Genomic DNA, 14,871 nt, shown 5'->3' with positions numbered 1-14,871 from the left:
GTTATGCAAACAGTAAAAGAAATCATTCGTTCTTTGCAATCTGGAGAAAGTAAGCCTTCTGAATGGGTAGAATTATCCATTCAGCAAATCGAACGTGCTGAGTCCAGTATTCAATCTTTTCTGTCAGTGCAACCGGAAATGGCCATACAGCAAGCCAAAAAATTGGACGAGTCACAGCCGTCTGGCTCGCTTTACGGTGTACCCTACGCTTTGAAAGATAATATATGTACGGAAGGCTTACGCACAACAGCAGCTAGTCGTATCCTTGAAAACTATATTCCGCCGTACAGCGCCACAGTTGCAGAAAAATTACAGAATGAAAATGCGGTGTTGGTTGGAAAGACAAACCTTGATGAGTTTGCCATGGGTTCTTCTACCGAGAATTCAGCTTTTCAAAAAACACATAATCCTCATCGCCTAGGTTTTGTTCCCGGAGGGTCGAGCGGAGGTTCGGCGGCAGCTGTAGCTGCAAACATGGTTCCGTTCGCATTGGGTTCGGATACGGGTGGCTCGATTCGTCAACCAGCCGCTTTTTGTGGAGTCGTGGGACTCAAACCTACATACGGACGTGTCTCCAGGTTTGGACTTATCGCTTTCGCGTCTTCACTGGACCAAATTGGTCCCTTTACACAAACGGTTGAGGATGCTGCACTCGTGCTAGAAGCCATTTCAGGTTACGATCCGCATGACTCGACGTCCGCCAAACATGAGACAGAACGTTTTAGCCAAGCTCTGACTGGAGATATAAAAGGTATGCGGGTCGGAGTTTTGCCGCAGGATGCCTTACATGGTCTGGACAATGGTGTAGCAGATGCTTTGCAAAACGCCATTCGCACGTTATCTTCTGCGGGTGCAGAAATTGTGGAAATTGACTTACCTCACCAATCATATGCTGTAGCAACCTACTATTTAATTGCGCCTGCTGAAGCTTCTTCCAATTTGGCCCGATACGACGGTGTTCGTTATGGACGACGTGCAAGTGGAGAAACGCTTCTTGAAATGTATGAAAAGACGCGTAGCGAAGGTTTTGGCCTGGAAGTCAAAAGGCGCATTATGATTGGTACATATGCCCTGTCCAGTGGATATTACGATGCTTTTTATAAACGGGCACAAAAAATGCGTACATTAATTCGTCAAGATTATGAAAAAGCTTTCGCAAAATGCGACGTTATTCTTACCCCAACGACGCCAACAACAGCTTTTCGTATGGGTGAAAAATTGGAAAGTCCATTGCAGATGTATTTAAACGACATATTCACTATTCCAGCCAACTTGGCGGGACTTCCAGGTATCAGTGTTCCATGTGGGAAAGTAGACGGATTGCCAGTGGGCATGCAATTGGTAGGACGAGCCTTCGACGAAGCGACGTTGTTGCGCGTTGCGCATGCTTATGAACAATTGCGCGGCTTCAGCGTGCAACTGGCTGCGGAGGAGGTTGGACAATGAACTACGAAACGGTCATTGGTTTAGAAGTTCACGTTGAATTAAAAACAGCAACCAAGATTTTTTGTGGTTGTAAGAATGAGTCAGGCAGCGAACCCAATACCCATGTGTGCCCAGTATGTTTAGGGCATCCTGGTACCTTGCCTGTCCTTAATGAGCAAGCTGTCAATCTTGCCTTGCGCGCTGCATTGGCTTTAAATTGTCAGATCAATCAAGAAAGCAAGTTTGACCGCAAAAATTATTTTTACCCCGATCTGCCGAAAGGTTATCAAATATCCCAATACGATAAGCCCGTTGGTGAACACGGTTATCTTGAAATCGAGATCGAAGGTAAAACGAAACGAATTGGTATCACGCGTCTCCATCTAGAAGAAGATGCCGGAAAATCTATGCACGCTGCCGATGGTTCGCATACGTTGGTTGATTACAATCGAACGGGCGTACCGTTGATAGAAATTGTTTCCGAGCCAGATATCCGTTCGCCAGAAGAAGCGCGTCTCTATCTGGAAGCTCTTAAGTCCATTATGCAATATTGCGACGTGTCTGATTGTCGTATGGAAGAAGGTTCGCTGCGCTGTGATGCGAATATTTCTTTGCGTCCTCTGGGAAGTGAAAAATTTGGCAACAAAGCAGAATTGAAGAATATGAACTCTTTCCGTAATGTGCAGCGCGGTCTTGAATATGAGGAAAAACGTCAGCGCGAGCTACTCGAATCAGGCCAGACAGTTGTTCAGGAGACGCGCCGGTTCGATGAAGCCACTCAAACGACGGTATCCATGCGTTCTAAAGAAGAAGCGCATGACTATCGTTATTTTCCTGAGCCCGATCTCGCTTTACTCCACATGGATGATGCTTGGTTGGAAAGGGTTCGCCGGGAGATCCCCGAACTTCCGCATGTCAAGGCCCGTCGTTATGTAGAGTCATTTGGCCTGCCTGCCTACGATGCGGGTGTTTTAACAGCGGAACGGGCAGTAGCAGAATATTTTGAGGCAGTAGTCGCTGCCGGCGCTCAAGCAAAGACTGCCAGCAACTGGGTCATGGGAGATTTGTTGGGCGCGCTCAACGCTGCGGGTAAGTCGATTGCGGATTCTAAGGTGACTGCGAATCAATTGGCCCAGCTGATTGAACAAATTGAATCTGGGAAAATATCGATAAAGCAGGGCAGAGAAGTTTTCCGTGAGATGTTTGAGACAGGGGTAGATGCGGCTGTTATTATTCAGCAGCGAGGGTATGAACAAATTAGCGACGAAAGTGCGTTGAGTGGAATTTTGGATGAAATTATTTCTAAAAATCCCAAGTCAGTCGAGGACTATCTAAACGGAAAAGAGAAAGCTCTCGGTGCACTTGTTGGACAAACCATGAAAGCTACGAAAGGACAAGCTAATCCTGGTGTAGTGAACAAGCTTTTGCTCGAGAAAATATCGGCTTTGAAGGCAGGAAACAACTAAAGTCAAGTCTCCTATGGAGACTTCTTTGCAACCCGCTAAGCGAGGAGGAAACATTGCGGTGCCTAAATCTGAACTTCTATCATGCGTTGGTCAGCAGGTAACGCTCTCTCCTATACGTATCAATGATGATGGGGAAGGTGTGGCTACGCTCGAGGGAGTAACGATTTTTGTTCCGCATCTCTTGCCTGGTGAAGTGGCGAATGTACGAGTTCAGTCTGCTGGGCGTTCTTTTTTACGTGGTGAAATGATAGAGCGACTGGGGACGGAATCAAAGGATCGAGTGCATCCCCCGTGTTCAGTATTTGGACAATGCGGGGGATGTCAATTACAACACTTGAGTTATCGTGGCCAACTCTTACATAAACAAAAAGTGGTAGAGCATCATTTGCGTCGCTCGTTACGAGGGTTACCGGCAATTGAGAATTTGCAGGTACAACCAACTATCGCGTCGCCATCTCCGTATGGATATCGCAATCATGTACAGATTCCTGTTCGATATGACGGGCAGAAGGATAAACTTCTTTTTGGATTTTACGCTCCTTCGAGCCATGAGTTAGTCCCAACTGAGGATTGCTGGCTTATCTCACCTCGTTTGATGTTGCTTTGGCAAGCGGTGAGAAAGGGAATGGAGACGTGGCCCAGAGAGCTTAAAGCGGCTATTCATCATTTACATCTTCGTGAAGCAGTGGCGACTGGTCAGCAGATGATTATCTGGGCTGTGCAGGCAGAATACGAAAAAGTGGTTGAGCACATCCAAAAATTCTACCAAAATTTAGAAAGTTCGCTGCGCAAACTATTGACGGTAGGTATAAACAGAACCTCTCATGAAACGGATCGACCCAATAGCCGTCGAGCAGATATTCTTGCAGGTTCTTCATGGATTGAAGAAGAATTGCTGGGTGTGCGTTTTCGTTTGTCCGCGGAATCTTTCTTTCAAGTCAATTCAGCTCAAGCCGAGCAATTATACAGACATGTCATTGACAGATTGCAGAAACATTCTGCCACTCGTTTACTGGATGCGTACTCTGGTACGGGAACTCTATCGCTTCTGCTTTCACCTTATGCTAAGACTGTGGTTGGTGTAGAATCTGTCCGCGCAAGTGTTGAGAATGCCAGGCAAAACGCTGAAATCAATCATATTTTTAATGTCCAGTTTATTGAGGATACTGTAGAGCATTGGCTACCTCGACAAATTTCTGACAATGACTCGTTTGATACCATTTTGGTAGATCCGCCTCGCAAAGGTCTGCATTCTGAAGTGATATCCGCTATATTAAAAGCAAATCCGCAAACATTTTTGTATGTCTCCTGCAATCCGGTCACACTCGCTCGCGATTTGCGGCCATTTGCTGAAAATGGTTATCAAATTACATCCGTTCAGCCGTTTGATATGTTTCCGCAAACTTCCCATGTGGAGTGCGTAGTGACGCTTGTGAGAAAAGTTGTAACCACATAAAAAACCTCTGCTTCAAACAATAAACCCCTGCTTCAGACATAATAAACACCTGATACAAGCGGGAAAAGAGCGTGAGGCAAAACGGAGAAATCCTTGCCTGACAAGCCCTTTTCCCGTCTCTTTTGTCAGGACTTTATTTTCCCAAGAATAAAGTTGTGACAGGAAAAGACAGGGTTAAGGTGAGAAAAAAGGGAACTGCGTGCAAGACTTTATTATCACTGTTCACAATTGAGGACGGTAGAATGCGGGATGGAGGCGGGAAAAAAGCAGAGGATTTTTTGATGGGAACATAGTTAGAAATGCAAAATCGGTAATTTGCAAATTTCAAAATCGAAATTGGGAAAAGGTTGCAGAAAGGGTGAAGGGAAAGACCGTGCGGGAAGAGAGCGTGAAAAAGCCAGTAGCAGTGCTGGTATTAGATTGTATGGAATCATGCCAAATGACCCTGTATCGACTACCACGCAGTCTCTAATCGCCACCTGATGCAGTGTTTTGGTGAGTAGCAATGTCAAATACAGAATAGGTACTGTTCATTTTCAAATTCCAAAATGGAATACTGTGGAAGTTGAAGGGGAGGATTGACCGACGGCAAGAATGCGATCTTAATTTCGTTATTAAGGTCTTATCGAGCGTTCCGCCTCTACACTTCCATTATATGGTGTAAACGGTTTTGAAAAATGCAAAATTCAAATTTGCGATTTTCGATTTTGAAAATGGAACAATATTACGTATGGCTGTGAAGGACAATGAAGAGCTTCCTGGACTACTCATGCTTATGCTGACCAGTGAGTATTTGCTCCTTGGAGATTGGAGAATGAGGAGTATCGTGGTTTGAGCATCGCCTTTACCTACTTATCAGGCACAGATTTTGACTCTTGCTGGTTCAGTATCGTCAGCAAGGATTGAGGGATGTTTCGCACCACAGGCGGCTGTCCGTTGGATTGGATGATCTCCATAACATGTTGAGGATTGTATATCTGTACGGTTAGCAAGATTGGACTCGGTGGTCGTGGTGTTGGAAACACCTGTTGCCTCAGAAGAATGTAGGACATGCCCGCGTTACCAAGCATCCTATGGTTGGGGTGTACCGAGGATGGAGTCGCACGTCGCAGGTCGGCAATCACTTGGAGTATTTCACTGCGATTTGTCGTTACAGAGCGATACCAAACTGGGAGATAAGGGTTTGAACCTGGCTTCACAAAGTCAAATTCGATATACAATGGATTTCTGTAGTATTTGTACGGCAGATTGATTACGCTGTCTTGCCGAAAGGTCAACGGGCTGAAGAAGTAGGTCTTACGATAATACACCGTGGCGGCGCTCAGAATTGCCAGCAGGAAGATGATGACAACGATTGAAGAAGCCACTCGCTTGGGCATGTCGCCACCTCCACCGACATTCTATTCCATAGTCAAGCTCGGATATCCTTCCGCTTACGCCTTTCGAGCATTGACGAGAATAGCTCTTGCGGCTGAATGTCTTGTTGCTTTTTCTGTGAAGCGTCTACAACTGGATAAGCCTTCTTGCCGCAAGAGCACCATACAGATGGATACTTACCTTCGGAAATGTGAACCTCACCGCACTCGCATTTATAGCGAGGTGCTCGAATGAGTTCGACAATCGTCCTCGTATCAGGAACATAGAGATGAGTCAGGGTTCCAGGGAACCAGTCGTTAGCATGGACTCGGATTTGTCCCTGGTCACGCGGGAATGTAACAGAAACGGTGGTTCCATCAAAGTCCTTGCATTGTTTAGTTCCCCGAATCGACGAATGACCTTTTTCCGTGATGTTGCCTCAACAATATAGACAAATATCGTACCCGACTCGGATTGCCCCGAAATATCCCACCAACGCAGACGTTGTTTGTTCATGTTCCTCGCTCCTTTGTTTCCTGGTATACACTTAGACGTAGCAGTGGGCAGATTTGTCTCAAGAGCATAGAAGAAATATTGGGTGGGTCTCTCTATATGTCCGACAAATAGGAATTATCCACAAATAGATGTGTATCGGTGGATAAGTTCCCTCCGATGGGACATAGCTCGGACTGGTACATACAACTTAAAACTATTACAGGTTGTTTCTCGTCTACATAAGCGAAAGGAGGGTGACAATTTGCAATCGGATGAAGAACTCATCGCTGAAATCAGACGTGGTAGCCGTTCCGCTATGGAAGTCTTAATCCGACGCTATTACAAATTGGTGTTTGGCATCATATATCGAAAGACGGGCGATTATCACGTGGCATGTGATTTGACACAAGAGGTCTTCATAAAGGTGGCAAAGTCAGTTTCCTCCTACAAGGGAGAAGGAAAATTCAAAAGTTGGCTCACTTCCGTCACATACCATCATTGTGCAGATCATTTCCGAAGTGCGACACATGCTCGAAAGAAGAATGAGATTGAGATCCGACCTGAGATTGCTGATGAATCCATGAACGTTTATCGGCTGTTGGAACGAAATGACGAGAGAAGGGCAATCAGGAATGCTTTAATGGAGTTGCCTGACTACCAACGCGACACCATTGTGCTCAGTTATTTTGAAGGGATGAAGATAAGGGAAATCGCTGAGATCATGCAATGTACGGAGTCCACAGTTAAGTCTCGGCTCTATCAAGGGCTGGGGAAATTAAGAAAGCTGGTCAAGGGAGGTGATGGCTATGACAAAGAGAGACACAACTCGTGAGTGGGAACTTCTGTTTAGGGCACAGGGTGACGAATTTGATGTTGACGAATTCGCCAGACTGCTCGATGAGTATACAGTGGAATTTCCTCCTGAACATGTCGTTCAAAGCACAATTGAAAATTGTGTTGTCCATGTACCACGGTACGCCTCGGAAAGCAGTAAATTGAAGCGAATGTTTCATACGCTGTCGCTTCAAGTCGAATATGTTTCAAAGTGGTTTTGGCTCTTTAGCTTGTTGCTTTTCGTTAGTGGATACGTTGCAACGGTGTTTGATTCAATTAGCCCCTATAAGACGGTCTTAGTTCTTTCTCCGATGCCATTTATTCTTGGAGTATTGGAGATTCTCCGAAGTACAGACAGCGGGATGGCGGAAATGGAACTTGCCAGCAAGATGTCACTTCCGCAAATCATGATGGCACGATTTGTTCTCATTGGCTCGTACAATGTCGTACTCAATGCCATCATCTCGTTCGGACTATATTGGACGTTTGGCATTGATTTATGGAAAGTGCTGTTGTTCTGGGTGGTTCCGTTTACGTGGATATCCAGCATTATGCTGTTTCTGGCATCGAGGTTTCGAGGCAGACGTTTGGTCCCGATTGCAGTCTCCGTATGGGGTGCTCTCGTAATCGGTATCCTTTCGAATCCAAAAACATTGCCCTATTTGCTATCGCTTAATGACACGTTATTCGTTTTGTTTGGAGTGGTAGGATTCGCATTACTCTGGATGCAGTCTATCCAACTACGGAACCGAGCGGAAAGAGGGATCTTCGTTGAAATTGCAGATTGAGAACATCTCGAAAAGCTACAGAGGAAAAAACGCACTAAAGAACTTCAACGTTGAACTGTCTGAAGGCGTACATGCATTATTAGGACCGAACGGTGCTGGCAAAAGTACGTTGATGCGTATTATAGCAGGGATTCTCCGCCCATCCGCTGGCAGGGTATTGGTCGATGGAGAGGACATCACCACAATGGGTGAAGACTACCGAGATATCCTTGGCTATTTACCACAGAGCTTTGGTCTTTATAAGAGGTTTACGGCTGAACGTTTTTTGATGTATATCGCGGCATTAAAAGGGTTGGACAAGTCCAGTGCTGAAAGGAAAGTTTCGGAGATGTTGCAACTGGTGAACCTTGATGACGTTCGCCACGTTAAGGTTGGTAAGTTTTCTGGTGGGATGAAACAACGGTTAGGCATTGCACAAGCTCTATTAAATGACCCGAAGATCCTGATTGTCGATGAACCCACCGCAGGTCTTGATCCGAAAGAACGGATTCGATTTCGCAATCTCCTTTCAGACTTTTCGACGAATCGGATTGTGCTGTTGTCTACCCATATCATCTCAGATGTGGAATTCGTGGCACAGGATGTCCTGATTATTAAAAACGGGCAATTGGTGAATCGGAATACCCCAGAGGGATTCTTACGGCAGATAGAAAGGAAAGTGTGGTCATTAACCTGCACGGAACGGCAAGTGTCAACCATTCAGCAACAATTCCAGGTTGGCAGTGTGACCCGCACTCATGATGGTGTATCCCTTCGTATTGTATCCGATCAGCAACCGTTACCGAATGCAGAAACGGTCACTCCGACCTTAGAAGACTTATATCTCTACTATTTTGGTGAGGAGGCGACCTCAGATGAAGCCACTGTCACTAACGCGGTTTGAGTTATATAAGCTGTTTTCTCGAAAGAGTGTATGGATTTTCTTCGCCATCATGGTGTTTTGTATCTATCTGCCCTTGCAAATACTTACTTCGTCATCAGGTGGTTATGCAGGCTACTATCAGTCCGTGCCACCGACTGCCCAACAGGTACAGCAAGCAAAGTCAGAACTGAAAAAAATTGCACCGAAGCTTGAATGTACGGCGGGGCTTCCAAACAATGAAGTGAACATGCTGAATCGCGCGTATTTACGTGATACAGCCATTCTAAATGCGGAAACAGGTAGTGCAATTAAACCAGACCTGGAAATGCTACAGCAATCCATTAACAAGCTCAAAGCGCAGGGGCAAATCGGGTTTACTTATCGCGCGGATACCCTTGAATACAACATGATGAAACATCTCCCGTACATCGGCTTTGGACACTACAACGGTGCCAGCAACATGATGGTTGACTTCTTCAAGACGTATGGACTCATCATTTTTGGAGCGATCATCCTGGTTGGTTTGTCGCCTGTTTTTTCAGAGGAATATTCCTTGGGAACGGATAGTTTTTTATTGACAGCAAAACGTGGCAGGAGACAACTGGTCACTGCTAAGATTCTGGCTTCAACGCTATATGTTTTGGTGATGGAAGGCATTTTGCTGGTAGTAAATGTTGCTTCAAACCTGAGTCTGTTTGATATTGGGGGATTTAACTACCCGTTACAAAGCATTGCCTTATATAGTGCACCTTTTCACTTGTCCGTGGCGCAATATATAGGAGTTGCGGTGTTGATTCAACTGTTGGGCGGTGTTGCCTTCGGATTTCTCATAATGTTGTTGTCATCATTTAACAGATCCACACTGGTAACATTTTTCGTTTCAGCAGGAATTTTTGCACTTCCAGAACTCATCGTGTTGATGTTCGGGTTAAAAAATTGGGCGCAAACCCTTATGGACTTTAGCTACACAGGATTGATACAAGTATCAAGGTTATTTAAGAGCTTCGTTGCTTATAACGTGTTTGGTTATCCAGTGTTGTACCCGATTCTCGTAATTGGTCTTGCGATACTGGTATCTATTCCGATTGTTTGGCTGACGTATCGCGTGTATTGCAGGCATCAAATCGCCTGATTTCGGCGACGGTTTCCGTTGGTCTAAGAAGGCACAAGTAATCACCAACCATCAAATTGTGGAGCGGCAGTGTATGGAACACTATCGCTTTTTTTACTGTGATTACAGTGTTTGATACAAGGCGGGTGTATGAAAATTCTTTGACCAAGAAAGGAATTGTTGAAGAACTGGAGAATACCATTTAGAGCAACATACATAGATAGGCTATGTTTGGAGGGGCTTTATGAGAAATGAACGTTTGAGAGGATACTTGGATGTCATTTTGTTATCGATTCTCCTGGAAGGCGACTCGTATGGATACGATATCGCGCAACAGGTAAGTGACCAGACTCATGGAGCATTGGCAATAAAAGAAGGGTCGCTTTATCCAGCGTTAAAGCGGTTGGAGGCAAATCGATTCATTGAGGGATACTGGGGGACGGACAAGGATTCGGGTCCTCGCCGACGTTATTATCGCATCACAGATCGAGGCAAGAGTCATCTCAGGAAATTACAGGAGGAGTGGAACGCGGAGCAACGCCTGCTATCGGTTTTCTTCGACAAGGTGGTGCCCGAATGAACCGATTCGATGCCTATCTTTACCAGATCCTAAACGGTACTTACCTTCACAAACAGGAGAAAGTGGCTTGGATCGAGGAAATGCAGAGCCATTTAGAGGATTCTGTGCAACATTATCGAGTTGCGGGTTTGTCGGATGAACAAGCGCATCAAAGAGCACTCGCATCATTCGGCACAGCAAAGGAACTTCGTCAGCAAATTATTCGAGAGACGTTTGTAATCTCGCCCAAGTGGTATCTCATTGTGGGTGTCTTATGTTTTATCTCGTTGGGAGTAGCTCTATTTACCAACACGCGATTTGATGATTCCGTCGTTACCATCGGGAATCCTGCCACATGGGAACCAATACCCACGCCTCAATGGGTGGTGTGGTTGCATCAACACTTTCCATTGAATCCTGCTCGCTGGGCAACGCTTGGCACGATGTCCTTCATGATGGTATTTACCAGAAAACAAACGGATCGGCTGGCTGTTCTTATCAGTTGGATACCGTTTTCCGTATCACTGTTACCCAGTAGTGTTTCACTGCCCCTGGGGTCAGACGGAATTCGGCAGGTTATCTTCTCAGCCCTACCGATCATCCAACCAGTCAGCATTGGCGCAACATGTGAGTATGGAATCATTTTCGCCCTTGGTATCGCGCTTTATATATGGACACGTAATCGGATAATCAGCTTGACTCCATGGATGATATCGATCACGCTGACCGTTGCACCGTTTTTGTGGAGCTTGATGCAGGAGACGCTGTGGGAGCAAACCAGAAACCCAATTTTCTGGGGGCTGGCACCAGTAAGTTGGGGGTATCTATGGAGTGCTATATCGTCCGTTATCGTTCATTTGATTGGCGCGGTGCTGTTGTTGTTTATGTGCAAGAGGGTTGAGTCCAGTTCCATTCGGCTGAGAAAGCTCATATAGATCATCCACGATTGGAGGGACTTGTGTGTTGACGTTTACCCCATTCGGCGTAGTCGCTGTTCTACTATACTTGATAATCGCTATAAGCATAGGTATTAAGAGGAGAACTCCAGCAACTCGGCAAGTTTTGTATTTTGTCTTTTTCGTATATCTCCTCGTCGTTGCTAAGATCACGTTGTTTCCAATTCCACTGCACCACTATGGAGTAAATGCGCCTGCGAATAATATCATTCCATTCCATACGATACGAGCAGTGATTGCGGGAAAGTCACTTTCCTATGACCTTTATAACCTGGGAGGCAACATCCTACTGTTTGTTCCGTTTGGCTTTATGTTACCCTTGATATCCTCAAGGCAAAATCGGTTTCTGAGAGTTGTCCTGCTGGGATTTTGCATGACTTTGGTGGTCGAGTCAGGAAAGTTCATCATCTCATCTGTATTGGGTTTTACATATCGCGATTTTGACGTGGATGATTTAATACTCAACACCTTCGGGGCAATTGTTGGCTTTGGTATTTTAAGGTTCGCATTGCGGTTTTGGCACTCTCAACATTGGAAATCTCCGCGAATGTGGCTCATAGGCAGTCCGATTCTCGTCTTGATTATCCTTGGCGGTGTATGGGGATATGAATACGAATCGCACTCCACGCCTACCAAATCCCAGGAAAGCTATGATTCTAATGTGTTGCCTCTTGAGACAATCCCTTTTTCCAAGGGTGTCGTGTTGATTACAACGACCGACCCTCGCGTTTCGAAGGAACCTGGATATATGGCGTGGTACGTGGAAAAGACCAAGTTATGGGGATGGCGGTTAAAGGTAAAGTCGTATGACTTGCTGAATAGCAGAAATGGTTCAATGGAGGCTTCTTTTGCCTCAATGACAGTGAACGGTAAAACATTTGCTTGGGGGGCAATAAAGAAGCCCAATGTCCAGGAAATTGTGTACCGTCAAAATGGGAAAACGTATAAAAGTCACACTGATCAAAAAGAATTTTGGGATATAAGTCTACCGTTCAACCAGACCGTTTTTCATCATTCAGACTGGACTGTTAAGTTGAAGAATGGAAGCATTGTACCACTGTTCGAGTAGGAGTATATAGAAGGTGTCCCATATAGTTGGCAGGGAGTAACAAGAGCTTGCAGAAAGTGCGTCTTGCATAGTGGAGGGAGGTATTGATCTTGAGGAAACGATTTGAAACGTGGTTTGTGTCGTCTGTACTCCCACTGGGTCTTTTGGTCGTTGGTGTAAGTACGGCAAGCGCGGCGAACAATGTGCAAGTCGCAAAGCCTATCACAACCCCAGCAACGCCCCATTCGATTCCGCCACAATTGCAAGGGAAACCAGCACAACTGACCCCCGACCCAGGAATTGTCTCAGCGTACAGTGCAAAGACAACAGATATCGGGTTCGAGTCCGACCTGAAATCATCAAAGAACTTAGACCCAGGTATGACACCGCAATACCCGCCATCCTTGGGACTGCCTAATGCACACCCAGCGAAACCAGGAAAACCGCCCAAGACAAAGAATTAAAGGCGACGGTATGGGACGGACTTCACCCCATTCCCGTTACTCAAAGGACGCACGTTTGAAGACAAATACGGTGTTCATCATGTTGAAATGCGAAAACGCCCCTCGGAATCCCAAGGGGCATTTGCTGTATGTGTTTCAGTGAAAGTCCACGTCAATCTGACGACCGATTTGCTTCTGGCTCTTAGGAATCCTGACTTCCAGTATCCCATTCCTGTATGACGCTTTTGCTCCCGTGTCATCCACTGCTGTGGGTAACGGCACAGTGCGCGAGAATTGCCCATAGTACCGTTCCATGCGATGCACGTTCTCGTCCTTTTGCTCGCCCATCCGTTCGATTTTGCCGCTGAGATGCAGATGGTTGTCGTGGACGGTGATATTCACGTCCTCCTTCTTCTCCAGTCCAGGAATTTCTGCGGTAACGATTACTTCGTTTTGGCTCTCACGAACGTCAACTCGAATCCGTGGCATGTTCGCGAAGTGACTGTCGAACCAATCGTCGTCGAACAACCTTGGGAATGACGGGAACCAGTCAGAAGCACGTCTGGTGATGTTGAACGGGTCATACGGGACTAAGGGCATGTTGAATACACCTCCAGGTTGAAATGTCCGCAGTTATGGTTTCCCAGATTGGAAGGAAACTTGCATCTGTTATGGTATTTTCCTTGTACTGAAATCGCATGATCAATGCGGCAGGTATGCCAATCACCGCGCCTTTGCCCTTGGTCGAATAGACCCTCGTATCTTTAATTCGCCACCTGATTCACCTTCAGTGTGACGCTCTTCTGGAGCCTTGAATATGCCTTGTTGCCAAATGTGGAAGCCATAAATTATGAAAAACAGGGCAAAAATGACGAGGAAATATTGCCACGGTTGAAGAAGGTTGTAGGCTCCAATACCGAACGAAGGCAACATGATTGCCAAAGCGATAAATGCGAAGAAGGCATCGATGACGACGTTGGTGATTACATACAAACAAAATTTATGCGATGTTAAGTGGAATATCCACAATGTCCTTACAGCAAAAATGCCATACGCAAAACTAACATCGATCATATATCCCCAAGGCACAATGTATTGGTAAATTGTCCACCACTTGAATGTGTATGCGATCTGGAAAATAATCGTCATCAACAGGCACGTAAAAATTGTGACAGGCATGTATCGTTTAACTGTATCTTTGTCCAAGAATACTAACGTGACCCATGGCAAAACCAGAAGCAACCAAAGTAACATCTTAATACCCAAATGAAACACCTCCCTGTATCAGTGACGCCTATAGAGAGGATTTCCCACTATGAGGAATGCATGAGTCACAGGGGCGTATGGACAGGCGCTACGGAAAACCGTGGAATTTGCGGAACTGGTGTTTGTATCAGTTGAAGGACCTACGTAACGCATATAGTCTCAATAACCGCCTGCTCTCCCGTCGTACACTCTTTTCATGCGGCGAAAGAGTGGGCATTGGAGCAGTGATACGGGGACGTTTTCGCATAATCCTCGGTTCTGTACCTGGCTTGCCCTTTTCGTCTCCGACCTGTTTCACGGGTAACACCTCCATGCTAAAGGCTGGGTAGGGGGACGGGGAGGAGTGAAATGAGACCAGCCTCCGCGCCCCTTAAACGAATCAGCCCTTGTCGATGATGACTTTCAATTGATGAGCCAGGTTTACAAGATCCTCCATCGATAATCCAGAGGCAGTCAACATATACGGACGCTCGGCGTTTTCCCAAAATAAACGGGCTAAAACCATACTGGGCGTGTAAACTACTTCACTTTTCGCTGTTGGACTGAGGTCTGGATGTTTTTCAGTTAACTTCGATAGCCCCCAGTGACGGGCAACATCATCGTTTAACCGTTCAGCTTGCCACAATGTCACGACAGGACTCCCGCGAAGTAGTTCGCGAGAACGAGCGGGAGGACCGTATCTGACAGCCCACTCTTTTCCTCCATAATACTTCTTGATCCCGACGGTTTCACTTATCCCCAAGGACGACACCGTTTCTTCGTCCAGTCCCATTAACGGGAAGGGGCATTGCTGTAATGCGTCAGAG

The 14,871-nt window shown here is 46.0% G+C and carries 17 protein-coding genes; 12 read left to right on the top strand and 5 right to left on the bottom strand.

The features are described 5' to 3' along the window. Positions 1-3 precede the first annotated feature (3 nt). The 4 genes from gatA to BUA75_RS15835 all read left to right on the top strand — a co-directional run bounded on the left by gatA (position 4) and on the right by BUA75_RS15835 (position 5,182). On the top strand, positions 4-1,446 hold the full coding sequence (gene gatA, locus BUA75_RS05055) for an Asp-tRNA(Asn)/Glu-tRNA(Gln) amidotransferase subunit GatA (protein WP_072873493.1): 1,443 nt from the start codon (positions 4-6) through the stop codon (positions 1,444-1,446). Continuing rightward, on the top strand, positions 1,443-2,891 hold the full coding sequence (gene gatB, locus BUA75_RS05050) for an Asp-tRNA(Asn)/Glu-tRNA(Gln) amidotransferase subunit GatB (protein WP_072873492.1): 1,449 nt from the start codon (positions 1,443-1,445) through the stop codon (positions 2,889-2,891). The genes gatA and gatB overlap by 4 nt, the downstream gene beginning before the upstream one ends. Before the next feature lie 58 nt (positions 2,892-2,949). Then, positions 2,950-4,347, top strand: a complete 1,398-nt coding sequence (gene rlmD, locus BUA75_RS05045; RefSeq protein ID WP_072873491.1) for a 23S rRNA (uracil(1939)-C(5))-methyltransferase RlmD — start codon at positions 2,950-2,952, stop codon at positions 4,345-4,347. Positions 4,348-5,017: 670 nt separating this feature from the next. Then, positions 5,018-5,182, top strand: coding sequence for a hypothetical protein (locus tag BUA75_RS15835; protein WP_165611947.1), 165 nt, complete (start codon positions 5,018-5,020; stop codon positions 5,180-5,182). 13 nt (positions 5,183-5,195) lie between these two features. Here BUA75_RS15835 and BUA75_RS05040 read toward each other — a convergent pair whose 3' ends face one another. Continuing rightward, positions 5,196-5,726 carry a hypothetical protein gene (locus BUA75_RS05040; RefSeq protein WP_072873490.1) on the bottom strand — a complete coding sequence of 177 codons (531 nt, stop codon included), beginning with the start codon at positions 5,724-5,726 and terminating at the stop codon, positions 5,196-5,198. Positions 5,727-5,997: 271 nt separating this feature from the next. Next, positions 5,998-6,219 (bottom strand): hypothetical protein, encoded by a 222-nt coding sequence (locus BUA75_RS05035; RefSeq protein ID WP_072873489.1) that lies wholly within the window; start codon positions 6,217-6,219, stop codon positions 5,998-6,000. Positions 6,220-6,460: 241 nt separating this feature from the next. Between BUA75_RS05035 and BUA75_RS05030 the strand changes: the two genes are divergently transcribed. From BUA75_RS05030 to BUA75_RS04995, 8 genes are all read left to right on the top strand, one after another. Further along, a complete protein-coding gene (locus BUA75_RS05030) occupies positions 6,461-7,030 on the top strand; it encodes an RNA polymerase sigma factor (protein ID WP_058095755.1) in 570 nt (189 codons plus the stop codon). Continuing rightward, positions 7,005-7,820, top strand: a complete 816-nt coding sequence (locus tag BUA75_RS05025; RefSeq protein ID WP_072873488.1) for a hypothetical protein — start codon at positions 7,005-7,007, stop codon at positions 7,818-7,820. The genes BUA75_RS05030 and BUA75_RS05025 overlap by 26 nt, the downstream gene beginning before the upstream one ends. Next, entirely contained in the window at positions 7,804-8,703 is a 900-nt protein-coding gene (locus tag BUA75_RS05020) for an ABC transporter ATP-binding protein (RefSeq protein ID WP_058095757.1), read from the top strand. Before BUA75_RS05025 ends, BUA75_RS05020 begins: the two co-directional genes overlap by 17 nt. Continuing rightward, positions 8,675-9,814 (top strand): ABC transporter permease subunit, encoded by a 1,140-nt coding sequence (locus tag BUA75_RS05015; protein WP_072873487.1) that lies wholly within the window; start codon positions 8,675-8,677, stop codon positions 9,812-9,814. The genes BUA75_RS05020 and BUA75_RS05015 overlap by 29 nt, the downstream gene beginning before the upstream one ends. Positions 9,815-10,037: 223 nt before the next feature. After that, complete coding sequence (locus BUA75_RS05010) at positions 10,038-10,373, top strand: PadR family transcriptional regulator (protein WP_058095759.1); 336 nt, start codon at positions 10,038-10,040, stop codon at positions 10,371-10,373. Further along, a complete protein-coding gene (locus BUA75_RS05005; protein WP_072873486.1) occupies positions 10,370-11,287 on the top strand; it encodes a permease prefix domain 1-containing protein in 918 nt (305 codons plus the stop codon). Before BUA75_RS05010 ends, BUA75_RS05005 begins: the two co-directional genes overlap by 4 nt. A 25-nt stretch (positions 11,288-11,312) precedes the next feature. After that, complete coding sequence (locus BUA75_RS05000; RefSeq protein WP_072873485.1) at positions 11,313-12,377, top strand: VanZ family protein; 1,065 nt, start codon at positions 11,313-11,315, stop codon at positions 12,375-12,377. 89 nt (positions 12,378-12,466) lie between these two features. Beyond that, a complete protein-coding gene (locus BUA75_RS04995; protein WP_072873484.1) occupies positions 12,467-12,820 on the top strand; it encodes a hypothetical protein in 354 nt (117 codons plus the stop codon). Positions 12,821-12,955: 135 nt separating this feature from the next. On the opposite strand, the gene BUA75_RS04990 is transcribed toward BUA75_RS04995, so the two are convergent. The 3 genes from BUA75_RS04990 to BUA75_RS16070 all read right to left on the bottom strand — a co-directional run. Continuing rightward, on the bottom strand, positions 12,956-13,399 hold the full coding sequence (locus tag BUA75_RS04990) for an Hsp20/alpha crystallin family protein (protein WP_058095763.1): 444 nt from the start codon (positions 13,397-13,399) through the stop codon (positions 12,956-12,958). Positions 13,400-13,522: 123 nt separating this feature from the next. Further along, positions 13,523-14,065 (bottom strand): hypothetical protein, encoded by a 543-nt coding sequence (locus BUA75_RS04985; protein ID WP_072873483.1) that lies wholly within the window; start codon positions 14,063-14,065, stop codon positions 13,523-13,525. 379 nt (positions 14,066-14,444) lie between these two features. Next, on the bottom strand, positions 14,445-14,871 hold a 427-nt coding region (locus BUA75_RS16070; RefSeq protein ID WP_207549710.1), incomplete at its 5' end, for a hypothetical protein.

The organism is Alicyclobacillus tolerans (assembly GCF_900142255.1).
GTDB lineage: Bacteria > Bacillota > Bacilli > Alicyclobacillales > Alicyclobacillaceae > Alicyclobacillus_I > Alicyclobacillus_I tolerans.
The sequence above is the reverse complement of the archived record's forward strand: the minus strand, read 5'-3'. Positions and strand labels throughout refer to the sequence as shown.